This window comes from Streptomyces camelliae (genome assembly GCF_027625935.1).
In the GTDB taxonomy this organism is placed as follows: Bacteria; Actinomycetota; Actinomycetes; order Streptomycetales; family Streptomycetaceae; genus Streptomyces; species Streptomyces camelliae.
The window spans coordinates 1,989,029-2,014,830 of sequence record NZ_CP115300.1 but is presented as its reverse complement, the minus strand read 5'-3'; the positions used below and the strand labels follow the sequence as shown (position 1 = coordinate 2,014,830).

At 72.7% G+C, this 25,802-nt stretch carries 21 protein-coding genes; 12 read left to right on the top strand and 9 right to left on the bottom strand.

Annotated elements, in window-relative coordinates:
• The first annotated feature begins 115 nt into the window (after nt 1-115).
• From uraD to O1G22_RS09140, 7 genes are all read left to right on the top strand, one after another.
• Nucleotides 116-625: a 2-oxo-4-hydroxy-4-carboxy-5-ureidoimidazoline decarboxylase gene (gene uraD, locus O1G22_RS09170; protein WP_270080875.1), complete on the top strand. Its 510-nt coding sequence runs from the start codon at nt 116-118 to the stop codon at nt 623-625.
• Nucleotides 626-629: 4 nt separating this feature from the next.
• Entirely contained in the window at nt 630-1,025 is a 396-nt protein-coding gene (gene uraH, locus O1G22_RS09165; protein WP_270080874.1) for a hydroxyisourate hydrolase, read from the top strand.
• An 8-nt stretch (nt 1,026-1,033) separates the two neighbouring features.
• Complete coding sequence (gene pucL, locus O1G22_RS09160; RefSeq protein ID WP_270080873.1) at nt 1,034-1,957, top strand: factor-independent urate hydroxylase; 924 nt, start codon at nt 1,034-1,036, stop codon at nt 1,955-1,957.
• Between the two features lie 64 nt (nt 1,958-2,021).
• The gene (locus O1G22_RS09155; RefSeq protein WP_270080872.1) at nt 2,022-3,449 is read left to right on the top strand and encodes a nucleobase:cation symporter-2 family protein; all 1,428 of its coding nucleotides are present in this window, start codon (nt 2,022-2,024) and stop codon (nt 3,447-3,449) included.
• Nucleotides 3,450-3,521: 72 nt separating this feature from the next.
• A complete protein-coding gene (locus O1G22_RS09150) occupies nt 3,522-4,907 on the top strand; it encodes an 8-oxoguanine deaminase (RefSeq protein ID WP_270080871.1) in 1,386 nt (461 codons plus the stop codon).
• A 415-nt stretch (nt 4,908-5,322) separates the two neighbouring features.
• A complete protein-coding gene (locus O1G22_RS09145) occupies nt 5,323-6,690 on the top strand; it encodes a nucleobase:cation symporter-2 family protein (RefSeq protein ID WP_270080870.1) in 1,368 nt (455 codons plus the stop codon).
• Between the two features lie 87 nt (nt 6,691-6,777).
• Nucleotides 6,778-7,395 carry a TMEM175 family protein gene (locus O1G22_RS09140; protein WP_270080869.1) on the top strand — a complete coding sequence of 206 codons (618 nt, stop codon included), beginning with the start codon at nt 6,778-6,780 and terminating at the stop codon, nt 7,393-7,395.
• Nucleotides 7,396-7,405: 10 nt separating this feature from the next.
• On the opposite strand, the gene O1G22_RS09135 is transcribed toward O1G22_RS09140, so the two are convergent.
• Complete coding sequence (locus O1G22_RS09135) at nt 7,406-8,209, bottom strand: AraC family transcriptional regulator (protein WP_270080868.1); 804 nt, start codon at nt 8,207-8,209, stop codon at nt 7,406-7,408.
• Between the two features lie 95 nt (nt 8,210-8,304).
• On the opposite strand from O1G22_RS09135, the gene O1G22_RS09130 reads away from it, so the two are divergent.
• On the top strand, nt 8,305-9,159 hold the full coding sequence (locus O1G22_RS09130) for an NAD(P)H-binding protein (RefSeq protein ID WP_428986337.1): 855 nt from the start codon (nt 8,305-8,307) through the stop codon (nt 9,157-9,159).
• A 63-nt stretch (nt 9,160-9,222) separates the two neighbouring features.
• Here the strand turns inward: O1G22_RS09130 and O1G22_RS09125 are convergent, their stop codons facing one another.
• A complete protein-coding gene (locus O1G22_RS09125) occupies nt 9,223-10,662 on the bottom strand; it encodes an MFS transporter (protein ID WP_270086377.1) in 1,440 nt (479 codons plus the stop codon).
• A gap of 92 nt (nt 10,663-10,754) precedes the next feature.
• Between O1G22_RS09125 and O1G22_RS09120 the strand changes: the two genes are divergently transcribed.
• On the top strand, nt 10,755-11,156 hold the full coding sequence (locus O1G22_RS09120; protein ID WP_270080866.1) for a winged helix-turn-helix transcriptional regulator: 402 nt from the start codon (nt 10,755-10,757) through the stop codon (nt 11,154-11,156).
• Nucleotides 11,157-11,167: 11 nt separating this feature from the next.
• Here the strand turns inward: O1G22_RS09120 and O1G22_RS09115 are convergent, their stop codons facing one another.
• The 6 genes from O1G22_RS09115 to O1G22_RS09090 all read right to left on the bottom strand — a co-directional run bounded on the left by O1G22_RS09115 (nt 11,168) and on the right by O1G22_RS09090 (nt 16,648).
• Nucleotides 11,168-11,590, bottom strand: a complete 423-nt coding sequence (locus O1G22_RS09115) for an acyl-CoA thioesterase (RefSeq protein WP_270080865.1) — start codon at nt 11,588-11,590, stop codon at nt 11,168-11,170.
• A 52-nt stretch (nt 11,591-11,642) separates the two neighbouring features.
• Nucleotides 11,643-12,263 (bottom strand): hypothetical protein, encoded by a 621-nt coding sequence (locus O1G22_RS09110; RefSeq protein ID WP_270080864.1) that lies wholly within the window; start codon nt 12,261-12,263, stop codon nt 11,643-11,645.
• A gap of 75 nt (nt 12,264-12,338) precedes the next feature.
• Nucleotides 12,339-12,938 carry a histidine phosphatase family protein gene (locus O1G22_RS09105; protein WP_270080863.1) on the bottom strand — a complete coding sequence of 200 codons (600 nt, stop codon included), beginning with the start codon at nt 12,936-12,938 and terminating at the stop codon, nt 12,339-12,341.
• 35 nt (nt 12,939-12,973) lie between these two features.
• A complete protein-coding gene (locus O1G22_RS09100; RefSeq protein ID WP_270080862.1) occupies nt 12,974-14,134 on the bottom strand; it encodes a serine hydrolase domain-containing protein in 1,161 nt (386 codons plus the stop codon).
• Nucleotides 14,135-14,219: 85 nt separating this feature from the next.
• Nucleotides 14,220-14,801, bottom strand: coding sequence for a DUF4232 domain-containing protein (locus O1G22_RS09095; protein WP_270080861.1), 582 nt, complete (start codon nt 14,799-14,801; stop codon nt 14,220-14,222).
• Nucleotides 14,802-14,836: 35 nt separating this feature from the next.
• Nucleotides 14,837-16,648: an FG-GAP-like repeat-containing protein gene (locus O1G22_RS09090; RefSeq protein WP_270080860.1), complete on the bottom strand. Its 1,812-nt coding sequence runs from the start codon at nt 16,646-16,648 to the stop codon at nt 14,837-14,839.
• 284 nt (nt 16,649-16,932) lie between these two features.
• On the opposite strand from O1G22_RS09090, the gene O1G22_RS09085 reads away from it, so the two are divergent.
• Nucleotides 16,933-19,116: an MMPL family transporter gene (locus O1G22_RS09085; protein ID WP_270080859.1), complete on the top strand. Its 2,184-nt coding sequence runs from the start codon at nt 16,933-16,935 to the stop codon at nt 19,114-19,116.
• Nucleotides 19,113-23,663, top strand: a complete 4,551-nt coding sequence (locus tag O1G22_RS09080) for a type I polyketide synthase (RefSeq protein ID WP_270080858.1) — start codon at nt 19,113-19,115, stop codon at nt 23,661-23,663. The genes O1G22_RS09085 and O1G22_RS09080 overlap by 4 nt, the downstream gene beginning before the upstream one ends.
• Nucleotides 23,664-23,865: 202 nt before the next feature.
• Here O1G22_RS09080 and O1G22_RS09075 read toward each other — a convergent pair whose 3' ends face one another.
• Nucleotides 23,866-25,074, bottom strand: a complete 1,209-nt coding sequence (locus tag O1G22_RS09075) for a pyridoxal phosphate-dependent aminotransferase (protein ID WP_270080857.1) — start codon at nt 25,072-25,074, stop codon at nt 23,866-23,868.
• 81 nt (nt 25,075-25,155) lie between these two features.
• Here O1G22_RS09075 and O1G22_RS09070 point away from each other — a divergent pair, with 81 nt between their 5' ends.
• Nucleotides 25,156-25,782, top strand: a complete 627-nt coding sequence (locus O1G22_RS09070; RefSeq protein ID WP_270080856.1) for a winged helix-turn-helix transcriptional regulator — start codon at nt 25,156-25,158, stop codon at nt 25,780-25,782.
• Nucleotides 25,783-25,802: the final 20 nt, after the last annotated feature.

Sequence of the window (25,802 nt, the reverse complement as noted above, 5' to 3'; positions counted from 1 at the left end):
CGGCCTCACTTGTTACGCCGATTTTTCAACAAAGTGTTGACGTGGCGTTTCCGGGGGCGTTCACTATCGGCAGCCCGCTCAAGCACGAAGGCCGTTTCCGGCCACGGAGGCTCCCGTGACGACTTCCACGCCCCTGGGCCTGGCCCGGTTCAATGAACTGGAGGAACGCGACGCCGTCGCCGCCCTCCACGAGGCGTGTGCCTCCGCCGAGTGGGGCCGGCGGATCGCCGCCGCCCGCCCGTACGCCACCACCGACGACCTCTACGCCGCCAGCGACGCCGCCATGGCCGAGCTGACCACGGCCGACCTGGAAGAGGCGATGGCGGGGCACCCGCCGATCGGGCGCCCCAAGCCCGGTGACCCGACCTCCGCGCGGGAGCAGGCCGGCATGTCCGGCGCCGCGGCGGAACTCAAGGCCGAGATGCTCGACCTCAACCTGGCCTACCAGGAGAAGTTCGGCCATGTGTTCCTCATCTGCGCCACCGGCCGGACCGGCGAGCAGATGCGCGACGCCGTGAAGGAGCGGATCGGGAACGCGCCGGAGCAGGAACGGGAGATCGTCCGCGCCGAGCTGGGCAAGATCAACCGTATCCGCCTGGCCCGACTCGTCGAAGAGGACGCCTGACACCATGAGCACCAGCACCACCGCCTCCGTGTCCACGCACATCCTGGACACCTCCGTGGGCCGCCCCGCCGAGGGCGTCGCCGTCCAGCTCTCCGCCCGCTCCGGGCGCGATGCGGACTGGCAGACGCTCGGTGGCTCCGCGACCGACGCCGACGGCCGGTGCAAAGACCTGCCGGCACTGCCGGAGGGGACCACACATGTACGGCTCGACTTCGCGGTGGAGCCGTACTTCGAGAAGAAGCAAGCCGATGCGCAGCAGGACGCCCCCGCGAATCGGGACAGCGGACGCGGCGTGTTCTTCCCGGAGGTGGCGATCACGTTCGCCGTCGTACCGGGCGAGCACTACCACGTGCCGCTGCTGCTCAACCCGTTCGGCTACTCCGTTTACCGAGGGAGCTAGCAGACACCATGCCCACGATTCTTGGACAGAACCAGTACGGCAAAGCCGAGAACCGAGTCGTCAAGATCACGCGGGACGGCGCCACTCACCACATCAAGGACCTCAACGTCTCCGCCGCGCTGAGCGGTGACATGGAGGAGGTCCACTACTCCGGCTCCAACGCCAACGTCCTGCCGACCGACACCACCAAGAACACGGTGTTCGCGTTCGCCAAGGAACACGGCATCGAGTCCGCCGAGCAGTTCGGCATCCACCTCGCCCGCCACTTCGTCACCTCGCAGCCGGCGATCCACCGCGCCCGGATCCGGATCGAGGAGTACGCCTGGGAGCGGATCGAGACCTCCGACGCCAACTCCAAGTTCATCGGCGCGGACGAGGTCAAGCACTCGTTCGTCCGCAAGGGCCAGGAGATCCGCGTCACCCAGGTCACCTACGACGGCTCGTCGTGGGAGGTCGTCTCCGGCCTGAAGGACCTGGTCGTGATGAACTCGACGAACTCCGAGTTCTGGGGGTACGTCAAGGACAAGTACACGACCCTGCAGGAGGCGTACGACCGCATCCTCGCCACCCAGGTCTCCGCCCGCTGGCGGTTCAACTGGACCGACGACGAGCAGAAGATGCCGAACTGGGAGAAGTCCTACGAGCAGGTCAAGAAGCACATGCTTCAGGCCTTCGCCGAGACCTACTCCCTCTCCCTGCAGCAGACGCTGTACCAGATGGGTGCGCGCATCATCAACAACCGCAGCGAGATCGACGAGGTCCGCTTCTCGCTGCCGAACAAGCACCACTTCCTGGTCGACCTGGAGCCGTTCGGGCTCAAGAACGACAACGAGGTCTACTTCGCCGCCGACCGGCCCTACGGCCTGATCGAGGCGACGATCCTCCGGGACGGCTGCGAGCCGAAGATCCCGGTCGACATGACCAACCTCTGACGCGGGACGCGCGCCCCCGACCCCGCCACCCGGCGCGGGGGCGCGCCACACCGGAGGGAACGAAATGGCACTGCCTGCGAAGGGGCCCGACACAGCCCCGTGTTCCACCCCGCCGGTGCACTCCGAGAACGCCGTCACGTCCGACGCCGTCACATCCGTGCACCCGGTGGACGAAAAGCTCCACCCCTCGCGGCTCGTCCCCGCCGCGCTCCAGCACATCGCGGCGATGTACGCGGGCGTTGTCACTCCTCCGCTCATCATCGGCCAGGCCTGCGGACTCGACATCGCGGCCCGCACCCGGCTGATCGCCGCGAGCCTGATCGTCGCGGGCGTCGCGACCATCCTGCAGACCCTCGGCGTCAAAGGCTTCGTCGGCAACCGGCTGCCCTTCGTCAACGCCGCCTCCTCCGCCGGCATCGCCCCCATCCTGGCGATCGCCGAGACCAACGCCAAGGGCCACCAACTCCCCGCCATCTACGGCGCGGTGATGGTCGCCGGGGCCTTCTGCCTGGCCGTCGGCCCGTTCTTCGGACGGCTGCTGCGCTTCTTCCCGCCCCTGGTCACCGGCGTGGTCATCACGCTGATCGGGGTCACGCTGATGCCGGTCCCGGTGAGCTGGGCGCAGGGCGGCGACAAGACGGCCGCCGACTTCGGCTCCGTGCGGCACCTCGCGCTGGCCGGATTCACCCTCGCCGTCATCCTGCTGATCCAGCGCTTCTGCCGCGGCTTCGTCAAGCAGATCGCCCTGCTGTCCGGCCTGCTCATCGGCACCCTGGCCGCGATCCCGTTCGGCATGGCCGACTTCAGTGCCCTGAGGTCCGCGCCCGTCGCCGCGCTGCCCGCGCCGTTCGCCTTCGGCCCGCCGGAGTTCCAGCCCGCGGCCGTCCTGTCGCTGTGCATCGTGATGCTGGTCCTGATGACGGAGTCCAGCGCCGGCATGCTGGCCCTCGGCGAGATCTGTGAGCGCCGTACCGACGCGAGGACCATCACCCGGGGCCTGCGCACCGACGGCATCGCCACCCTGCTCGGCCCGGTCTTCGGCTCCTTCCCCACCTCGGCCTTCGCGCAGAACGTGGGCGTGGTCTCGCTGACCCGGGTGCGCAGCCGCTACGTCGTCGCCGTGGCCGGCGGCGCCCTGCTGGTCCTCGGCGCCTTCCCGGTGCTCGGCGCGGTCGTCTCCCTGGTCCCCATGCCGGTCCTCGGCGGCGCGGGCATCGTCCTGTTCGGCTCGATCGCGGTCAGCGGCATCCGTACGCTGTCGGAGGCGGGACTGGACGACAGCTCCAACATCATCCTGGTCGCCGTGGCGCTCGGCGCGGGCATCATCCCGCTGGCCGCACCGACGTTCTACGCCGACTTCCCGGCGTGGGCGCAGACCGTGCTCGGCTCCGGCATCAGCGCGGGCGCGCTCGTCGCGGTCCTGCTCAACCTGTTCTTCCATCATCTCGGCACCCGGAGCGGCGGAGCCGCTCCGGCACTCAAATCCTCCTAGGGTCCTGCCGTGCCCTCCCCGCGGACACTCCCTCCCCGTCCCGGGGCCGCCACCGAAAGACAAGGAAGCACGATGGCACCATCGGCAGACCAGCGCATCGTCATCGAGAACTGCGCGATCGCGACCGTGGACGCGGGCGACACCGAGTACGCCTCCGGGTACCTGGTCCTCACCGGCAACCGCATCGAGGCGGTCGGCGCGGGCCGGGCCCCCGAAGGCCTGCAGAACGTGGTGCGCCGGATCGACGCGAGCGGCCATCTGGCCACGCCCGGTCTGGTCAACACCCACCACCACTTCTACCAGTGGATCACCCGGGGCCTGGCCACCGACCACAACCTGTTCAACTGGCTCGTCGCGCTCTACCCCATCTGGGCGCGCATCGACGAGCGGATGACGTACGCGGCCGCGCAGGGCTCCCTCGCCATGATGGCCCGCGGCGGTGTCACCACCGCCATGGACCACCACTACGTCTTCCCGCAGGGCTCCGGCGACCTGTCCGGGTCGATCATCCGGGCCGCCGCCGAGATGGGCGTCCGCTTCACGCTGGCCCGGGGCTCGATGGACCGCAGCGAGAAGGACGGCGGCCTGCCGCCGGACTTCGCCGTCGAGACGCTGGAAGGCGCCCTCGCCGCGACCGAGGAGACCGTCAAGCAGCACCACGACGCCTCCTTCGACGCCATGACCCAGGTGGCCGTGGCGCCCTGCTCGCCGTTCTCGGTGTCGACCGAACTCCTGCGTGAAGGTGCCGAGCTGGCTCGCCGCCTCGGCGTACGGCTGCACACCCACGGTTCGGAGACCGTGGAGGAGGAGAAGTTCTGCCACGAGCTGTTCGGCATGGGCCCGACCGACTACTTCGAGTCCACCGGCTGGCTCGGCGAGGACGTGTGGATGGCGCACTGCGTCCACATGAACGACTCCGACATCGCCGCCTTCGCCCGTACGAAGACCGGTGTCGCCCACTGCCCGTCCTCCAACGCCCGCCTCGCGGCCGGTATCGCGCGGGTCCCGGACATGCTGGCGGCCGGCGTCCCGGTCGGCCTCGGCGTCGACGGCACCGCCTCCAACGAGTCCGGCGAGCTGCACACCGAGCTGCGCAACGCCCTGCTGATCAACCGCCTCGGCGCCCACCGCGAGGCCGCCCTGAGCGCCCGTCAGGCACTCCGGCTCGGTACCTACGGCGGCGCCCAGGTGCTCGGCCGCGCCGACCAGATCGGCTCGCTGGAGCCGGGCAAGCTGGCCGACGTCGTGCTGTGGAAGATGGACACCCTCGCCCACGCCTCCATCGCCGACCCGGTGACCGCGCTGGTCTTCGGCGCGGCGGCCCCGGTCACCGCGTCCTTCGTCAACGGTGAGCAGATCGTGACGGACGGCCGCCTGGTCACCGTCGACGAGGACGCCATCGCCCGCTCCACCCGCGAGGAGGCCCAGCGCCTCGCCCGGATCGCCGCCCAGGCCTGATCCACCGCACACTCCGGCGAGCCGGCTGCGCACCGGTCCGGCTCACCGGGAAACCCGGCACCTCGGCTGCCCGGCCCGCGTGGACGACGCGAGCGAAGCAGGCGAAGTACCGGAGGATTCCGGGCGGTCTCCCCGTAAGGGCGGACCACCGGACGGCGTACCGGTCCCCCCGGGACCGCTACGCCCGCAGACTCCGGCCGGGAGGGACGGCTCCCGGCCGGGAACCGTGGACCCGAGCGGGGTTCACGGCAGCCGTTCCGGGGCGCGTGCGGACGCACCCGCCCCGGAACGGTCACCCCACCGCTCACCGCTCACCGCTCGACGAGCATCCGTCCCGGTCTCGCACGACCACACACGCACCACCTCCATGAAACCCACGTCGACGCCGACGTGTTACCCGCCCGGAGGAGCCGCCGTGGCCGCCCATCCTGTTGACGAGAAACTCCCCGCCCTCAAAATGGCGACCAGTGGCCTGCAGCATGTGGCCGCCATGTATGCGGGAGTCGTCGCACCACCCCTGATCGTCGGCGCGGCCGTAGGCCTGTCCGCCACCGACCTGACCTTCCTCACCGGAGCCTGTCTGTTCACCGCCGGGCTCGCCACCTTCCTGCAGACCCTCGGGTTCTGGAAGATCGGCGCCCGGCTGCCGTTCGTCAACGGCGTCACCTTCGCCGGTGTCGCGCCGATGACGGCCATCGTCGCCTCGGCCAAGGACAAGTCCGACGCCCTGCCGATGATCTTCGGCGCGGTGATCGTCGCCGGTCTCCTCGGCTTCTTGGCGGCGCCCTTCTTCAGCAAGGCCGTCCGCTTCTTCCCGCCCGTCGTCACCGGCTCGGTCATCACCCTGATCGGCGTCTCCCTGCTCCCGGTCGCGTTCGGCTGGGCCCAGGGGCCGAACCCCGCCGCGCACGACTACGGCTCGACGACCAACCTCACCCTGGCCGGCCTCACCCTGCTGATCGTGCTGCTGCTGCGCCGCTTCACCCGCGGCTTCGTCAAGCAGATCGCGGTCCTGCTCGGCCTGATCACCGGCACCCTCCTCGCGATACCCTTCGGCGCCACGGACTTCAGCCCCGTCGCGCACGCCGACGTCGTCGGCTTCCCCACCCCGTTCCACTTCGGCACCCCCACCTTCCACATCGCCGCGATCCTGTCGATGTGCGTGGTGATGGTCGTCTCCATGACCGAGTCCACCGCCGACATGCTCGCCCTCGGCGAGATCGTCGAACGCCCCTCGGACGAGAAGACGATCGCGGCCGGCCTGCGCGCCGACACCCTCGGCTCCGCGCTCAGCCCGCTCTTCAACGGCTTCATGTGCAGCGCCTTCGCCCAGAACATCGGCCTCGTCGCCATGACGCGGATCCGCAGCCGTTTCGTCGTCGCCGTCGGCGGCGGCTTCCTGGTCCTGATGGGCCTGTGCCCGATGGCCGCCTCGCTCATCGCGGTCGTCCCCCGCCCGGTCCTCGGCGGCGCCGGCGTCGTCCTGTTCGGCTCGGTCGCCGCGAGCGGCATCCAGACCCTGGTCCGGGCCGGCCTGGAGAAGGACAACAACGTCCTGATCGTCGCCGTCTCCCTCGCCGTCGGCATCATCCCGATCACCGCGCCGGACTTCTACCACGCCTTCCCCGAGACCGCGCGGATCGTCCTGGACTCGGGCATCTCCACCGGCTGTGTGATGGCCGTCCTGCTCAACCTGGTCTTCAACCACCTCGGCCGCACCCGCGAGGCCGAGGACGTCACCCATCCCATGGAGTCGGGCGAGGAGCTGGCGCCGGCGCACTGAGTCGCGTGCGGGGTACGGCGCCGGGGGGGGGGGGGGGGGGCGGCCCCCCGCCGCCCCCCCCACGCTTGTCTGCGGCAGTCTTGGACCATGAACGAGTCCGGCCGCGTGGAGGCCTTCAGCGACGGCGTGTTCGCCATCGCCATCACCCTGCTCATCCTGGACATCAAGGTGCCCAAGGCGGGCGAACACGGCGGTCTCTGGGAGGCGTTGGGCGCGCAGTGGCCGTCGTACGCGGCCTATGTGGTCAGCTTCCTGGTCATCGGCATCATGTGGGTCAACCATCACCAGCTGTTCAGCTACGTCACCCGTGTCGACCGGACGCTGATGTTCCTGAACCTGCTGGTGCTGATGGTCGTGGCGGCGGTGCCCTGGCCGACGTCGCTGCTCGCGGAGTACCTGCGCGAGGGCGCCGAGGCCTCGCACGCCGCTGCCGCCGTGTACAGCCTGGTGATGGTCGCGATGGCCCTCACCTTCCAGGCCCTGTGGTGGCATCTCACCCGCACCGGTCACCTCTTCGACGCCCGCGTGGACCCGGCGGCGGCCCGCGCCACCCGGGCACGCTTCGCCCTCGGCTCCCTCGGCTACCCCCTGACGGTGGCGCTCGCCTTCGTCTCCGCACCCCTCACCCTCGCCGCCCACGGCCTGCTCGCCCTGTACTACGGCTTCAACCAGGTACCGGTCCCGCTCCGCCGGGACACCCCGTGAGCCGAACCGGTCAGAAACGCGGCATGCCCTGACAAGGCGTCAGGGCGGGCAGCCGGCCGATGAAGTACGAGCGGGGCGGGACCCCCATCAGGGCGCGGAAGTCGGAGGTCATGTGTGACTGGTCGAAGTAGCCGGTCACGGTGGCCAGTTGGGACCAGGGGGCGTGCCCGGCCCGGGTGACGATCGTACGGACGCGGTCGATGCGGGCGTAGTGCTTGGGGGAGACCCCGACGCCCTCGGCGAACAGGTTGCGCAACTGGCGTTCGCTGACCGCAAGTTCGCGGGCCACCTCCCGCACCTGTGCCGGTGCCCGGTCCGGGCGGACCGACAGCGCGTCGACGCCCGCACGCAGCAGCGCCGTACGGGCCGGGTCCACGGCGGACGACAGGAGCTCCGGGAGCGTCTCGACGAGGTACGGCACCGCCTCCCGCGGGTCCAGCCGGCGCAGCCCGGCCGCGAGCCGGCGGGGCGTGTCGCCCGGCAGGTCCTCCAGCCGCGCGGTTCTGCCGACCAGTTCGGTCGCCGATACGCCCAGCAGCGGTCGGGTCATGCCGGGTGCGAGACGCAGTTCGACGCAGCGGACGTGAGCCTTGCTCTCGTGGTACGACGCCCGCACCCGCGGCCCGGAGACCAGCACATCGCGCCGCCCGTCCGCCCCCACCCGCAGAATCACCTTGGTGACCGCGGCGGGCAGTCGTACGAAGGGCTCCTCGGCGGGCTCGGTGCGGGACACGGACAGCGTGCGCACCCCGGAGATCCAGGGGCGCAGCACCTCGGGTGTGGTCAGGTCCTGCTCGGCGACGGCGTTCGGCATCACTCCACGGTAAGCGCGCCCGACCGCTTCCGGGCCGGTGAACCGTGCCGGAATTTCCAAGAGTCCGGCATCGCTCCCGGCCCATCGTGGACCGCATGATTCTGGTGACGGGTGCCACGGGCACCACCGGCAGTGAAGTCGTACGACAGCTCACGGCGCGCGGCGAGAAGGTGCGCGCGCTGACCCGCGACCCGCAGCGGGCCCGGATGCCCGCCGGGGTGGAGGTGGCCGGCGGGGACTACGCCGACCCGGACTCGCTGGCGGCGGCGATGACGGGGGTGACGGCCGCGTACCTGGTGTGCCCGCCCGGCCCCGGCGCCGCCCACGACACGGCGCTGGTCGCGGCGGCCCGGGCGGCGGGCGTACGGCGGCTGGTGAAGCTCTCCGCCATCGGCAGCGACGATCCCGCCACGGGGCCGACCGTCGCCTGGCACGGGGCGGGGGAGCGGGCGGTCCGGGACAGCGGGGCCGAGTGGACGGTCCTGCGGCCCTCGTCGTTCGCCACGAACACGCTGGCCTGGGCGGCGGCGGTCCGCCGGGGCGAGCCCGTGCCGAACATGACCGCCGACGGGGCGTCCGGGGTGATCGACCCGCGCGACATCGCCGAGGTGGCGGTACGGGCCCTGCTCGACGCCGGGCACGCGGGGCGGACGTACACCCTGACCGGACCGGCGGCGATCAGCGTCCCGGACCAGGTCGCCGTCCTCGCCGCGGTCCTCGGCCGCCCGCTCACCGTGCGGAACCTGTCGCAGGACGAGACCCGCGGCTTCCTGCGCACCGCCTACGGCATCGACGAGAGCGGGATGGAGGACGTCCTGACCGGCATCGCCTACGTCCGCGACGGCCGCAACGCGACGGTCACCGAGGACGCGCCGCGGGTGCTGGGCCGGCCGGCCAGGACGTTCCAGGAGTGGGCCGAGGACCACAAGGAGGCCTTCCTGACCGGGTGAACCGGCCTCACCGGCGCGGCAGCCGGCGGCGCGGCCCGGCCGGGGCCCCGCCGCCGGGGTGCCTCACCGGCTCCCCGGCCGCAGCACCGCCCCGGCCGCCACCAGGGCCGCCACCGCGATCCCCGTCGCCACCCGGAACGCCAGCCGGTAGCCCTCCGCCGTCGCCGGGATCAGCTCCGCGCCCCGGTCGAGCAGACCGCCGGTGCGGCTCGCCGCCAGTGTGCTCAGCACCGCGAGGCCCAGTGAACCGCCCACCACCTGCGTGGTGTTGAACAGCCCCGACGCCAGGCCCGCGTCCTCCTCGCGCGCACCGGACATCGCGAGCCCGGTCAGCGCGGGCATCGCCGCCGCGAACCCGGCCGAGAGCAGCAGCAGCGGCGGCAGCACATCGGCGGCGTAGGAGGCGTGCACCGGAACACGGCTCAGCAGCGCCATGCCGGCGGCGATCAGCACCAGGCCGGCCAGCAGCACCCGGTAGCCGCCGTACCGGGCGACCGTGCGCGCGGACAGGCCCAGCATCAGCAGCCCGATGGCGACCGGTGCCGGCAGGAACGCGGTGCCGGTCGCCAACGCGCCGTAGCCCAGTACCCTTTGCAGATACAGCGCGCCGATGAACTGGAAGCCGTACATCGTCGCGATCATCAGCATCTGCACCGCGTTGGCGCCGGTCAGTACCCGGGAGCGGAACAGGCGCAGCCGCAGCAGCGGGCGGGCGGTCCGCGCCTGGCGCAGGGTGAACGCCGTGAACAGGGCGAGGGCGAGGGCCGCGAGCAGCGCGGTGGCGGCCGGAGTACGGCCGCCGGCGCCGACGATGACGTACACCGTGAGCATCAGCGCGCCCGTGACCAGTGCGGCGCCCGGATAGTCGGCGCCCTTGCCGAGTCCGGCGCCGCGCTCCGGCGCGAGGACCCGCACCGCGGCCAGCCACGCGGCCACGCCGATCGGCAGGTTGATCAGGAAGATCCAGTGCCAGTTCAGCGCCTGGGTCAGCGCACCGCCGAGGAAGGTGCCGAGCGCTCCGCCGGCCGAGCCGACCGCGCTGAACGCCGCGATGGCGCGGGCCTGTTCACGCGGCTGCGGGAAGAGTGCCACCAGCATGCCGAGCACCACCGCCGAGGCCATCGCCCCGCCGGCCCCCTGCAGCGCCCGCGCCGCGATCAGCAGCCCCTGGGTGGTGGCCACCCCGGCCAGCACCGAGGCCGCGGTGAACACGGCCAGCCCGGCGGTGAACATCCGCTTGCGGCCCACCAGATCGCCGAGCCGGCCCACCAGCAACAGCAGCCCGCCGAAGGCGATGAGATAGGCGTTGACGACCCAGGCGAGACCCGGCCCGCTGAAACCGAGGTCGCTCTGGATGGCGGGCATCGCCACCGTGACGATGTTGCCGTCCAGGACCGTCATCAGCGTGCCCGCGCACAGCACGGCGAGCGACGCCCGACGGTTGTACGCTCGCGACGGTGTCACCGCCACCGGTGACGGGCTGTTCTCGATGATGGCCGACATGGCTCCCCTGTTCTTCATGCTTACCTCGGTGCACGACTTGTAACGGGGAACATCGTCAGTGACCATGGAGGCCGGCGTAAGGAGGCAGTCCGATGTCCCAGAGGAACACCGGTGTTACCGTCCAGGCAGTGAACGCGCACGCCTGCCCCATCCGGGAAGTTCTTGACAGGGTGGCCGGCAAATGGAGCGTGCAGATCCTCGTCGCCGCCGCGCACGGACCCATCCGCTTCACCGAACTGGAGCGCGGCATCGAGGGCATCAGCCGCCGGATGCTCACCCTCACCCTGCGCAACCTGGAACGCGACGGCCTGGTGACCCGCACCGTGCATCCGACGGTGCCGCCGAAGGTGGAGTACGAACTCACCCCCGTCGCCCATGAGTTGAACGACACCCTGCTCCGGCTGACCGAATGGGCCGAGCACAACCGGGAGTACATCGCCGGGGCGCGGGCGGCCTACGACGCCGAGCACCGGCCGGAGCTGCTCGACGCGTAGGCCCGCAGAGCCTACAGACCGAACAGGGCGAGGTCCGTCGTCAGCTCCTTGAACACCTCCCGCGGGTCGGCGACCAGCTTGCGCTCCTCAAGATCCAGCAGGCCGCCCACCGCGCTGACCTCGGCCGCCAGGGTGCCGTCGGTCTTGCGTATCTCCTGCACGATCCGGAAGGTCTTGCCACCGCCCCACTCGAACGCGCACGTCACATCGACCTCGTCGCCGGCGAGCAGTTCGCGCCGGAAACGGATCGTCGTCTCCAGCGCCACCGGGCCCACGCCCCGCCCCACGAGCCGTGTCTGGCTGATGCCGGCCGCCTGGAGCAGTGACCAGCGGGCATGCTCAGCGTAGTTGAGGTACACGGACTGGTTCAGGTGTCCCTGCGTGTCGGTCTCATAGCCGCGGACGGTCACGCGCACGGAAAACGGCTCGCTCACGATGTCCCCTTCTCGTGTATGGCACACTGACCCCCCGATCCTGGCATGCCGCTCACACCCGGCGTGGCGAGGCCAGCAGATACCGCGCTCTCGTCCGCGGCTCGGTGTACTCACCCGCCTGCCAGCCCGCGCGCTCCAGCGTGGCCGCGCAGGCCGCCAGGGCCGCGGTATCCGGCGCGTACACCGCCACGGCCTCCGGCTGCGGCGTCGCCCGCACCCGGTAACCGTCCCTGTCCCCGCTCGCCGGACGGTGCCCGGCCGCCTCCAGGGCGAGCGCCGCGGCCCGCACCAGATGCGCCCGCTCCCAGTCGCACGGCCGGTCCACGGCGCCGTCGGCATGGGTCATCCGGCGCAGCTCCAGCAGCCCCTGCCAGGCACTGTGCACCTCGCGCGCCCGCGCCGGCCCGTCCCCGGCCGGCTCCACCTCGCCGCCGACCCGCGCCGCGAACACCCCCGCGTCGGGCACCGGCTCCGGCGCCGCCTCGGGCACCTCCTCCCGTATCCGGTGCCCCGCCGGCGTCAGGAAGTGATCGTGCGGCGGCCGGGGATGCCGAAAGGCCAGGCCCCGCTTCACCAGCGCCGCGAGCTGTGCCTCCGTACCCCGCAACCGCCCGGTGACCGGGTCGGCGCCCTCGACCACCCGCCGCTGCGCGGCACTCAGCGCTCGGGTCACAGCCGTACTCCTTCCATCCTTCTCGCAGAGTACGGCGCGGGTCTGACATCGGTCCCCGGCGGCCAGGGCGGCCCGCTACTGCCCCGGCCGGATGTTCCACCCCGCCACCACCGGCCGCTCGTGCTCCGTCCCGAGGCGGCACAGGGTGCCCGTGGCCAGCTGGAACAGGGCCCCCTGCTCGGGCGGCAGGCCCAGCCGGCGGGCGGTGAGGACGCGGAGGAAGTGGCCGTGGGCGATGAGGACGACGACGCCCTCGGTGTTGCAGAGGGCCGCGTCGGCCTTGGCGAGCATCCGGTCGGCGCGCTCGCCGACCTGTTCCGCGGTCTCGCCCGGGTGCTCCGGCGGGCCCGGCGCGACCCCGTCCGTGAACAGGAACCAGCCGGGCCGGGTGCGCCGGATCTCCGGGGTGGTCACGCCCTCGTAGCCGCCGTAGTCCCATTCGCGCAGGTCGGCGTCGATCCGGGCGTCCGGGATCCCGATGAGCTCGGCGGTCTCCCGGGCCCGCTGCAGGGGGCTGACGAACGCGGCCCCGATCCGGTGCGAGCGGATCAGCGGCACCAGCCGGCGCGCCTCCTCCCGCCCGTGCTCGGTGAGGGGTACGTCGGTCCAGCCGGTGTGCCGTCCGGACCGTGACCACTCGGTCTCACCGTGCCGGACGAGAAAGAGGTCACCCACGTCAGCGCCCTTCCCGCTCGCCTGTCAGCACGGTGTCACAGGGAGGCGGACGCCCGCAGGACGGACTCGGCCAGACGGCCGTTCTCCAGGGCGGCGCCCACCCCGGAGGGGAAGGAGAACCGGCGCCGGGTGTAGGCGTACGCGATGCCGTGCGCCGGGTCGGCGAAGCCCAGCGAGCCGGTCGCGCCGCTGTGCCCGAAGGTGCCGGGGTCGAGGAACGGGTAGAGCGCCGGGGTGTGCTCGAAGCCGCGCGCGAAGTGGTCCTCGCTGCCGACGACCAGGTCCGGCCCGCCCGGGGTGCGCAGCTCGGCGAACAGGGCCGCGGTCGCGGGCGTGAGCAGCGGCGGCCTGCCGTCCACGGTGCTGATGGCGGCCGCGAACATTCCGGCGACCCCGCGCGCGTTGCCCACGCCGCCCGAGGACGCCGGCCCGAGCGCCTTCACCCGGGGGTGATTGCCGAACGCCACCAGGTCCAGCGGCTCCGGGGCGTGCGCGTTGAAGGCGATGCCCCGGATGCTGTCCGGGGCCGCCGCCCGCTCCTTCAGCAGTACGGCCTCCTCCGGGGTCGGCACCAGCGGCTGCACGTCCACCCAGCGCGGCTCCGCCTCCGCCGGCATACCCAGGTGGTAGTCGAGCCCGTACGGCGCCCGGACCCGCTCCTCGTACAGTTCCTGGATCGACCGGCCGGTCACCCGGCGCACCACCTCGCCGGTGAGGGCGCCGATGACGAAGGCGTGGTAGCCCCAGGCGGTACCCGGCTCCCACAGCGGCCGGCGCCCCGCCAGTCGGGCCGCGATGATCCGGTCGTCGGCCAACTCCTCGACCGTGAAGGGCTGTTCGGCGTCCCCGACAAGACCGGCCCGGTGTTCCAGCAGCTCGCCCAGCGTCAGCCGGTCCTTGCCGTGGACGCCGAACTCGGGCCAGTACGCGGCGACTTCGCGGTCCAGGTCGAGCACCCCGTCCTGCACCAGGAGTGCGACGACGAGATGCGCGGCGCCCTTGGCGATGGAGTACAGGGTCGTCAGCGAGTCCCCGTCGATGCCGTCGCCGCCCCACAGGTCCACCACGCGCCGACCGTGCCGGTACACGACGAGCTGTGCGCCCGGATCGTCCCGTTCCCCGGCGAGCACCGCCGCGAACTCCGCGCGTACGCCCTCGAATCCCTCCGCCACCGTTCCGTGCACATCGATCGGCATATGTCGTCCCCCCTGTTCGTAGATCAGCGACGCAGGTCGTCAACGTGGGGCCGCCGCCGGGCATTCCCCGCTCCCGTGCCGCCGCTCAGCGCCCCTGCGCGACGCGCCGCGGGGGTGCCATGGGCACCGTCGCGCCGCAGGCGTCGATCGTGGCGGCCCTGAGGTGCGCGTCCGTGACGGGCACGACGGCCGGGCGGGAGTCGTGCGGTGCCCGCACCACCGCCTCGGTCTGCAGCACGCACCAGCTGCCCGCGCCGGGCGTGCCGGCGGGGGTGTAGCGGAGGTCCACGGCGATCGCCGCCCTCACGGGCAGGGTGACGGCGGCCGGGTGTCCGTGCCCGGCGCCGTCGATGCTGTCCGCCTTGCCGTTGTGGATCTCCAGTCCCGGGTAGCCGCCGAACACACAGGTTCCCGGGCCGTCGTTGCGGGCGGTCAGCCGTGCGTGGCCGACACCCTTCGCCGTGCCGAGCCGGGCCAGTGTCCAGCTCAGCGCGGCGGTACGGCACGGCGGCGCGGCCGTGGTCGTGGCTGCGGGCGGGGCCTTGGCCGTGGCGGTGGCCGGCGGGGCCTCGGTGGTGGTGCGGTTCGTCGTGCCGCAGGCCGCGAGGGCCAGGGCGGCGGTGAGAGCGGCGAGGCCGCCGGTGGTCAGCCGGGTCGTCGCGCGCATCGGTCCCCCTTCTTTCCTCCGGAGTCGTGGATGCGTCAGGTGCCGGGGTGGACCAGCGTGTTCTCGGTGCCGACGGACTTGGTGCCGTTGTCGGCGTACAGCGTGGTCTCGCCGTCGGACCAGCGCACGATCAGGTCGTTGCGGGTGTGGTCGGCGGTGAAGTCGCCGGACGTCATGGCCTGGGCGTGGGTCCATGTGCCGTTCGGACCGAGCACCCGGGAGCGGGTGCCGGGCCCCGCGGCCGAGGTGCCGGCGTAGGAGTCGAGCGAGCCGTCCCCCCAGCGGGCCAGGAAGCCGGGGGTGCCGCCGAAGTCTCCGCCGGTCAGCTGGGCGGCCTTGGTCCAGGTGCCGTTCGCCGCGAGGAGCTGTCTGGTGGGACCGAAGCCGCCCGTGCCGACCCCGGTGTGCAGGGTCAGCCGGCCGTCGGACCAGCGCACCAGCAGATCGTTCGCGCCCTTGCCGTCGAACTGCCCGGACGTGATCTGTACGGCGTTCTTCCAGGCGGAGCGGGGGGCGGCCATCCGGACCTCCCGGCCCAGGCCCGCGCTGCCGATGGCCGGGTACAGCGTGGCCTCGCCGTCGGACCAGCGCACCAGCAGATCGCTGCGGCCGTCGCCGGTGAAGTCCCCGCCGGTGAGCGTACGGGCGTACGTCCAGGTGGAGTTGGCGTTCGCCAGGCGCTTCTCGGACCCGAACCCGCCCTTGCCGTCCCCGGGATACAGGGTGATCCCGCCGTCGGACCAGACGACGAGCAGGTCGCCGAGGCGGTCGCCGGTGTAGTCGCCGGAGGCCAGCAGCGAGGCTCCCCGCCAGCGGGCGGCGCCGCCCGGCAGGGCGTTGATTCCCTTGTAGGGCGGCAGATCGGCGGGCGGGTCCTGGTTCGCGACCGCGTCGGCCAGGAGGTTCGCGGCGTCGGAGCCGAACGCCGGGGCATAGCTGATGTAGTCGACGTCCGCGTCGTTGCCGCCGCCGTTGTAGCCGCCGAGGTTGCCTATGACATGGCCGGTCGTGGCGCCGTCCTGGTAGTCGGTGATCCAGGGGCTGCCGGACACCCCGCCGTAGTAGCCGCCGCAGGTCATCGACATCTGCCGGTAGCCGGGCAACTGCGTGGTCGGCACGGTGCACTTGAGAGCGCTGCCGGTGTTGTTGTGCCCGTAGGACGGATAGCCGACGACGGTGACGTTCTTGTTGGCGTAGCCGGACGGCCGGGTGAAGGTCAGACCGCCGCCGACCGCGTCCTGAAGGCTCTGGCCGCGCTGGTTGGCCGACACCCGGGCGAAGGCGGTGTCCAGGTCGGACGCGGCCGTCTTGGTGGTGCTCGATCCCTTGTCGGGCACGTATCGGGGGTCGGTGAACATCCGCTGGATGTGGAAGATCCCGTACGGCTGCTGGTCGGGGCCCGCGCCCTTCACGAACTTCGGGACGAAGATGTAGTCGGCGTTCATGTTCAGCCCGCAGTGGGCCGCGGTGAGGACGATGTTCCGCGCCGTCGTGTCGATCACGCTGCCGGTGCAGTGCCAGGTGGTGCCGCTCGGCCCGTCCGACCCGAAGAACGTCCCCACCAGGCGGGTCCCCGGGAACGCCGTGCCCTGCGGCCCTCCCGCCGCCGCGACCGACGGTCCCGGACCGCTCGGAGCGGTGCGCCCGCCGTCCAGCGGCCGCGCGTCGGCCATGCGCCCGGCGGTCCAGAACCGGGCCGCGTCCCGCGCCTCCCGCCCCGCGGGGGACGGCGCGGGCGTGCGGTCACCGGCCTGTGCCGCGGGAGCCGCGAGCAGAGGCGTCGCGAGGCCGAGGGCCGCCGCGCACAGTATGGCGACGGCGGTCCGGCGGTTTCCGTACGTAAGCAAAGATGCCCCCCTGGTCTGATCGAACCGGACCAGGAGGAGCGGACGGTGCGGCGCGGGTCTGGCGCCCACCGAGAGCCTGTGGTGTCAGCCGTGTATGGACGCCCCCCGGTCGCACAGGTGATCTTCGCACATTTTCGCGAAATCCGGGGATCGGGTAGCGCACGTCCCCCGGTCCGTCAAGTGACGAACAGTCGGGGCTGGGGCGCCCGGCCGCTCACGGGGACGGTGGAGTCGATCCGCCCGTACGACCCGCTGGAGCGGACGCGCACCGGAAAGGAGGCCGGATGTACCGCCGGCTCGGCGCCTTCGCCACCCGTCGCCCCCGCTGCGTGCTGCTCGCCGCGCTCGGCTTCCTCGTCCTGTCCCTGGTCGCCGGCCCCTCCGCGACGGGCCGGCTGAAGACACAGGGGTACGACGACCCGGCCTCCGACTCCAGCTACGCGGCCCGGACGACCGCCCCGTACCACGGCACGGCCCCGAACCTGGTCGTCGTCGCGCGGGCCCGGCACGGCGGCGTCGACGATCCCGCCGCGCGCGACGCGGGACACACCCTGACCCGGCGCCTGGCCGCCCAGCCCCACGTGAGCGGCGTGTCCTCCTACTGGAGCGGCGGGGCGGCCGGGCTGCGCGGCCGCGACGGCCGCTCGGCGCTGCTGCTCGCGCACGTCGACGGCACCGGAGAACAGCTCGGCCCCCGAGCCGAACGCGTCCGCGCGGCACTGTCCGGCAGGCCGGGACTCACGGTGCGCGTGGGCGGCTCGGCCCTGGCCGACGCCGAGCTGAGGGACCTCGCCGGCGCCGACCTGAGACGGGCCGAGGGCGTGGTCCTGCCCGGCACCCTCGTCCTGCTGCTGCTGGTGTTCGGCAGCGTGCCGGCCGCCATCCTGCCCCTGCTGATCGGTGTCCTGGCGATCGGCGGGACCCTGCTGGCCCTGAACCTCCTCGGCGCCGTCACCGATGTGTCGGTGTTCGCGCTGAACCTGACCACCGCGCTCGGCCTCGGCCTCGGCATCGACTACGGGCTGCTGATCGTCTCCCGGTTCCGGGAGGAGCTCACCGCCGGACACGAGCCCCGCGAGGCCGCCCGGCGCACGGCGTGCGCCGCGGGCCACACCGTCTTCTTCAGCGCCGCCACGGTCTGCGCGGCGCTGGCGGCCCTGCTGCTCTTCCCGCCGTACTTCCTGCGTTCCTTCGCCTACGCCGGCATCGCCGTGGTGGCCGTCGCCGCGGTCGCGGCCACCACCGTGCTGCCGGCGCTGCTCGCGTTGCTCGGCCGGCGGGTGAACGCGTGGGCGGTGCCCTGGCGCCGTGGGGCGCGGGCCGGTTCCGCGTCGCGGTTCTGGGAGCGGCTGGCCCGGGTCGTCGTACGCCGCCCGCTGCTCGCCGCACTGCCGGTGCTGGGGCTGCTGGCGCTGCTCGCCGCCCCCCTCACCCAGGCGCGGTTCGCGACCCCCGACGACCGGGCGCTGCCCCCGACCACATCCAGCCGGCAGGCCGGTGACCTGCTGCGCGGCGACTTCGACCCCGGGAGCGCGGGCGCCCTCACGGTGTTCCTGACGAGCCACACGCCCCGGGTCGCGCTCGACTACGCGCCCCGGCTGTCCGCGCTGCCCGGCGTGGCCGAGGCCGTCGGACCGTCCGGGGTGTGGCGGGCGGGCGCGCGGGTGGCCCCGCCGGGCTCCGCGGCGACCCGCCTGCTGCCCTCCGGTCCCGGCGCTCCCGCGCTGTTCTCGGTGGTGCCGTCGGCCGACCCGCGCTCGGCGGCCGCCCAGCACCTGGTCCGCGCCCTGCGCAGAACGCCGACGCCGGCGGACACCCGGATCCACGTCGGCGGTCCGAGCGCGGTGCTCGTCGACGCCAAGGACACCATCGCCCGGCGGCTGCCGGTCGCCGCCGCCGTGATCGCCGCCAGTACGTCCGTGCTGCTGTTCCGCTTCTCCCGCAGCCTCGTCCTGCCGCTGAAGGCGATCGCGCTGAACTGCCTGAGCCTCGCCGCGGTCCTCGGCGCCATGGTGTGGCTCTTCCAGGCCGGACACCTGCGGACCCTGCTCGGATGCACGCCCGGGCCGCTCAGCACGACCATGCCGGTGCTGCTGTTCTGCATCGTCTTCGGGCTCTCGGTCGACTACGAGGTCTTCGTGCTGGCCCGCATCAAGGAGGCGCACGACGCCGGGCAGCGCACCGCCGACGCGATCGTGAACGGCGTCGCCCGCACCGGCGGCATCGTCACCACCGCGGGCGCCCTGCTCGCCTTCACGCTCCTCGCCTTCGGCACGTCCCGGGTGGCCCTCCTGAAGTTCTTCGGCATCGGCGCGGGCCTCGGCGTCCTGCTCGACGCGACCCTCGTGCGCGGCGTCCTCGTACCGGCGTTCATGCGACTCGCCGGCGGACTGAACTGGTGGGCGCCGTGGCACCGGCAGTACCCCCCTCATCCCCTCCCCACTCGAAGGAACCAGGTCTCCCCATGAACGACACGCACGACATGCACGGCACGCACGGCATCGACGACATCGCCATCGTCGGCCTCGGCTGCCGCTTCCCCGGCGCCCGCGGCACCCACGCGTACTGGCGGCTTCTCCTCGGCGCGCAGCGGCAGTTCGCCCCGGTCCCCGAGGACCGCTGGAACCACGCCACGTTCCACGAACCCGGCGACCGCTGCGCCCCCGACACCGCCTACACCGACCGGGTCGCCTTCCTCGACGCGGTGGACCGCTTCGACGCCCCGCACTACGGCCTTCCGCCCCGCCGCGTCGAGGCCATGGACCCGCAGCACCGGCTGATGCTCGACGTCACCCGCGAAGCCCTCGACGACGCGGGGCTCGGCCGGGGCGGCTTCGACCGGGAGACCACCGGCGTCTTCTTCGGCTTGTCCGTGTCCGACTACAAGGATCTGATGACGGCCCGCCTCAGAGCGCTCTGCCTGGCCGACGGATCCCTCGGCGGCCCGGCCGATCCCGCACTGCTGCGGGCGCTCAGGGACCGGGCCCTCGAACACCTCGGCCCCGTCGAGGCGTTCACCCTTCCGGGCAGCCTGCTCAACATGGCGCCCGCCGCGGTGAGCCGGCACTTCGGCCTCGGCGGCCCCAGCTTCGCCGTCGACGCCGCCTGCTCCAGCTCCCTGACCGCCCTCGGCCAGGCGGTGCTCCACCTGCGCCAGGGCAGCTGCACGACGGCCGTCGTCGGCGGTGTCCACCTCAGTCTCACCCCGGACGGCCTCGTGGGCTTCTCCCGCCTCGGCGCGCTCTCCGCCGAGGGGGTGTGCCGACCGTTCGACGCACGAGCCGACGGCTTCGTGCTGGGCGAGGGGGCCGGCGCGGTCGTCGTACGGCCGCTGAAGGACGCGCTCGCCGCCGGTGACCGTGTCTACGCCGTCGTCAAGGGCATCGGCTCGGCCAACGACGCCGCCACCGACGGCCCCCTGAGCCCGGCTCCCGAAGGACAGCTGCGGGCCATGCGCCGCGCCTACGCCGACGCGGGCCTGCCGCCCTCCGCCGTGGGGTTCATCGAGGCCCACGGCACCGGCACCACGGTCGGCGACCGCGTCGAGGTGGAGGCGCTGCGCCGGCTGCGGACCGAGCACCCGGACGCGGACCCCGGCGTGAGCTACCTGTCCTCGGGCAAGGCGCTGATCGGGCACTCGCTGTCCGCGGCGGGCATCGCGGGGCTGATCAAGACCGCCCTGGTCGTGCACCACCGTACGGTCGTGCCCCAGCCGGACATCACCCCCCACCCCGGCCTCGGACTCGACGCCGCCGGCCTGCGCATCGCCGACACCGTCCGGCCGTGGCCGGCCGGCGACACCCCGCGGTGCGCCGCCGTCAGCTCGTTCGGCTTCGGCGGCACGAACGTCCACGTGGTCCTCCAGGAGGCACCCGCCCCCGCTCCCGTACGACGCCCGGCAGGCGCCCGGTCCGCGCCCGAACCCCAGCTCGCCCTGATCTCGGCGGGCAGCCCGGAACTGCTCCAGGAGCACATCGGCGAGCTGCTCGACACCCTGGAGCACACGCCCGACGCGTCGATGGCGGCGCTGGCCCACACCCTGGGCGGGCGCGCACCGCTGCCCAGCAGGCTCGCGATCGTGGCCGCCGACCCCGCCGCGTTCACGCAGCGGCTGCGCCGGGCCCGCCGCCAACTGGCCGACGGCGCCCGGGGGGATCTCGGCGACGGTGCCTTCGCCGCCGACACGCCCCTGCCGCCCGCCGGGCGCCGTGTCGCCTTCGTCTTCCCCGGCCAGGGCAGTCAGCGGCCGGGCATGCTGCGAGACCTCCACCAGAGGTTTCCCGAGTTCCGCCACACCGTCGACGAGCTGGGCGCCGTGGCCGGGACCGACGTGGCCGGTCTGCTCTACGGCGCCCGTGCGGACGGCCCGGAGGCGGGACGGCGGCTCGCCGCCACCGAGGTGTGCCAGCCCGTGCTCGGCACCGTGCAGATCGCCGCCACCCGGCTGCTGGCCGCGTGCGGCGCGGCACCCGACCTCGTACTCGGCCACAGCGTCGGGGAGTTCGCCGCGGCTGCGGCGGCCGGCTTCCTCACCGACGAGGAGACCGTACGGCTGCTCGCCCACCGGGGTGCGGTGGTGCGGGCGGCCGGGTCCTCCTCCCGCGGCGGGATGCTCGCCGTACAGGCCGACAAGGAGACCTGCCGGCGGCTCGTGCGGAACATCGACGGCGTATGGCTCGCGTGTTTCAACCACGCGCGCCAGACCGTGGTGAGCGGCACCGAGGAAGGGCTCGGCACGCTGCGCCGGGTCTGCGCCGAGGCGGGAGTCGCGACCTGTGTCCTCGACACGTCCCACGCCTTCCACTCGCCGCGACTGGCCGGGGCCGACGAGGCCATGCGCACGGATCTCGTCCACCGCCCGCTCACCACGCCCCGCCTGCCGTTCGTCTCCGCCGTGAGCGGGACGGTGTGCGGCGAGCCCGGACTCCTGCGCGAGCTGTGGTCCCGGCACGCCTCCGCGCCGGTCCGCTTCGGCGACGCCGTGCGCGGCGCCTACGACGCGGGCGCCCGCGTCTTCCTCCAGGTGACGGGGGGCGGTTCGCTCCTCGCCTCGGTACGCCGCAACCTCACCGGCCACGACGACGTCCACGCCGTCGCCGGTACGGCGCCGGACGACCCGTCCGGTCTGCCGCGGGCCCTGGCCCGGCTGGCGGTCCTGGGCGTCCCGGTCGATCCCCGGGCCCTCGTGCGGGAGGACGACCGCCGGGTCCTGGACCTGCCGGTGGCCCGGCTGGCGGAGCGGTCCTACTGGATGCGCCGTCCGGGCCCCGGAGAAACGCCCCGCAAGCCCCGCAGGCCCCACGAGTCCCGCAAGCCGCACACGACCGACACCCCGACCGACACCCCGACCGACACCCCGATCAGCAGCCAAGCCGACAACTCGACCATGGAGACCCCGATGCGCGAACTGCTCGACCTCGTCCAGCAGCAGGTGACGATCCTCCGGCAGCTGAGCGACACGCTGCCCACCGCGGACACCGCTCCTGCTCCTGCTCCTGCTCCTGCCACCGCCCAACCGCAGCCTGCAGCCGATGCCGCAGAGGCCGAGGACGCCGTACGCGAGCACATAGCCCGCGTCAGCGCCTACCCGGTGGATCACCTGCGGTCCGATCAACGACTCGTCGACGACCTCGGCTTCGACTCGCTGATGCTGACCGATCTGTTCACCTCGCTCAAGGCCCGCTGGCCCGCGCTGACGATCGACGAGCGATGCGCCCGGCCGACCGTCGGCGGCATCACGGCGCTGATCACGGGGGACGCCGAGCGGACCGGCACCCGGCCCCCGGAGGAACAGCGGCGCATCGAGTGCTTCCCCGAGGTGACCGCACACCGGGAGCGGATCGGCGTACTCGGCGAACTCCGGGTGCCGAACCCCTACTTCCTGGTCCACGAGGGCGCCATGAGCGACCGGACGGTCGTCGAGGGCCGGGAACTGGTCTCCTTCTCCGGCTACAACTACCTGGACCTGGCCACGCATCCCGGCGTGAGCGAGGCCGTCAAGGAGGCCGTGGACCGGTACGGCACATCGGCTTCCGCCAGCCGGCTGCTGTCCGGCACCCGTCCGCTCCACCTGGACCTGGAGAGTGAACTCGCCCGCACCCTGGGGACCGAGGACGCGATCACCCTGACCAGCGGTCACGCCACCAACGTCACGGTGATCGGGCACCTCGTCGGGCCGGGTGACCTGATCGTCCACGACGCGCTCGCCCACGACAGCATCCTCCAGGGCTGCACACTTTCGGGCGCGACCCGGCGGCCCTTCCCGCACAACGACGCGGCCGCCCTGGACACACTCCTCGGCACGATCCGCCACCAGTACCGACGGGTGCTGGTCGTGGCCGAGGGCGTGTACAGCATGGACGGTGACATCGCCGACCTGCCCGCCCTGGTCGCGGTCAAGCGCCGGCACGGCGCGCTGCTGATGGTCGACGAGGCGCACAGCATCGGAGTGCTCGGCGCCACCGGGCGCGGGGTCGGCGAGCACTTCGGCGTCGAGCGCCCGGACGTCGACCTGTGGATGGGCACCCTGTCCAAGTCGCTGGCCGGGTGCGGCGGTTACGTCGCGGCGAGCCGATCCGTGGTCGACTACCTGCGCTACACCGCGCCCGGCTTCGTGTACAGCGCAGGCATGACCCCCGCCAACGCGGCCGCCTCGCTGGCCGCGCTGCGGCTGATGCGGGCCGAACCGGAGCGCCTCGCCCGGCTCAGGGAGAACGCGGCGCTGTTCGTGCGTCTGGCCCGCCGGGCGGGCCTCGACACGGGGAGCAGCGAGGGCACGCCGATCGTGCCGTGCGTCGTGGGGGACTCGGCGAAGACGCTGCGGCTGGCCCGGGCGCTCTTCGAGGAGGGCATCAGCGTCAACCCGATCCTGCATCCGGCGGTGCCCGAGGAGCTGGCCCGGCTGCGGTTCTTCCTCACCTGCGCGCACACGCCGGAGCAGATCACATACACGGTCACGGCGCTGGCACGGCAGCTGTGCCGGACCGGCGGCGCGGACACCGCCCCCGCGGCGTGAAGACCGGAGCCCCGTCATGCCGCACGCAGCGTTCCCCTTCCCCTTCCCCGCGATCACGCCGGGCCGAGTCCACCGCTGGGGCGGAGCGGCTCTCCTCATGGCCCGGCGCGATGCCCCCGGCCGGACACCTTCAGGGTCGCCGCCGCCGTTACCGACCCCCGCCGATCGGCGCGTGTTCCTCGGCCTGACCCCGCCCCGGCGGCTACTGCCGATACCCGCCGAGGAACCGTCCGATGCGCCCGATCGCCGCCTCCAGATCCTCCGCGTGCGGCAGGGTGAGGATGCGGAAGTGGTCGGGGGAGGGCCAGTTGAAGCCGGTGCCCTGGACCACCTGGATCTTCTCGCGCAGCAGCAGGTCGAGGACGAACCTCTCGTCGTCGTGGATCTTGTGCACCTTGGGGTCGAGGCGCGGGAACGCGTACAGGGCGCCCTTGGGCTTCACGCACGAGACACCGGGGATCTCGTTGAGCTTCTCCCAGGCGGTGTTCCGCTGCTCGTACAACCGGCCGCCGGGCAGCGTCAGTTCGCGGACGGACTGGCGGCCGCCGAGCGCGGCCTGGATGGCGTACTGCGCGGGCGCATTGGCGCACAGCCGCATGGAGGCCAGCATCGTCAGGCCCTCCAGATAGTCCTTCGCGTGCTGCCGCGGGCCGGTCACGACCAGCCAGCCGGAGCGGAAGCCCGCCACCCGGTACGTCTTCGACAGCCCGCAGAAGGTGAGGACGACCAGATCGGGGGCGAGGGCCGCGGCCGAGTGGTGCACGGCGTCGTCGTACAGGATCTGGTCGTAGATCTCGTCGGCGAACACCATCAGGCCGTGCCGGCGGGCGAGATCGAGGATGCCCTCGACGACCTCCTTGGGGTAGACCGCGCCGGTCGGGTTGTTCGGGTTGATGATCACGACCGCCTTGGTGCGGTCCGTGATCTTCGACGCCATGTCGGCCAGGTCCGGGTTCCAGTCGGCCTGTTCGTCGCACAGGTAGTGCACCGCCTTGCCACCGGCCAGGGTCGTCACGGCCGTCCACAGCGGGAAGTCCGGGGCCGGGATGAGGATCTCGTCGCCGTCCTCGACCAGCGCGGTCACGGCCATGGAGACCAGCTCGGAGACGCCGTTGCCGAGGAAGACGTCGTCCACGCCGACGTCGAGGCCCAGGTTCTGGTAGCGCTGGGCGACCGCTCGGCGGGCGGAGAGGATGCCGCGCGAGTCGGTGTAGCCGTGCGCCTGCGGCAGCATCCGGATCATGTCCTGGAGGATCTCCTCCGGCGCCTCGAAGCCGAAGGCCGCGGGGTTGCCGGTGTTCAGGCGCAGCACGCTGTGCCCCGCCTTCTCCAGCGCGTTGGCGTGCTCGATCACCGGGCCGCGGATCTCGTAACAGACCTCGCTGAGCTTGTTCGACTGCCGGAACTCCATGCGCCCCTCCGGAAACTCGTGTTGCTTGGTTTTACCAAGTAGGCGCTTGGAAAGTCCAACATCTTGTCTAGACTGCGTCGCATGCCACCTCGCCGAAGCTACGACCAGTACTGTTCCGCAGCCCGCGCCCTCGACCTCGTCGGCGACCGCTGGACCCTGCTGATCGTCCGGGAGCTGCTGGCCGGGCCCCGCCGCTACACGGACCTGCACGCGGACCTGCCCGGCGTGAGCACGGACGTCCTCGCCTCACGGCTGAAGGACATGGAGCGCGACGGACTCACCACCCGCCGCAAGCTGCCCCCGCCCGGCGCGGCGTACGTGTACGAACTCACCGCCCGTGGCCACGAGTTGCTGCCCGTCCTCCAGGCGCTGGGCAGCTGGGGCGCGGCCGAGCTGGGGGAGCGGCGCCCGACGGACGCGGTCCGCGCCCACTGGTTCGCGCTCCCGCTGCTGCGGGCCCTGGAGGGTGAGGGACTGGTCGAAGTCCGCCTGGAGGAGGGTGAGTTCCACTTGCGCGTCGGCGGGCAGGAGGGCCCGGTCTACGGCGACGGCCCGGCGCCCGGCGAGGCCGACGCCCGCCTCGTGCTGGACGCGGCGACCTGCGAGGCCGTGGCGCGCGGGGAGCTGAGCCTGCCGGACGCGGTGCGGGCGGGGCGGGTGACGGTGACGGGCGAGGGCACGCTCGCGAAGGCGCTGCGGGAGGCGTGAGGAAGCACGAAGGCCTGCCG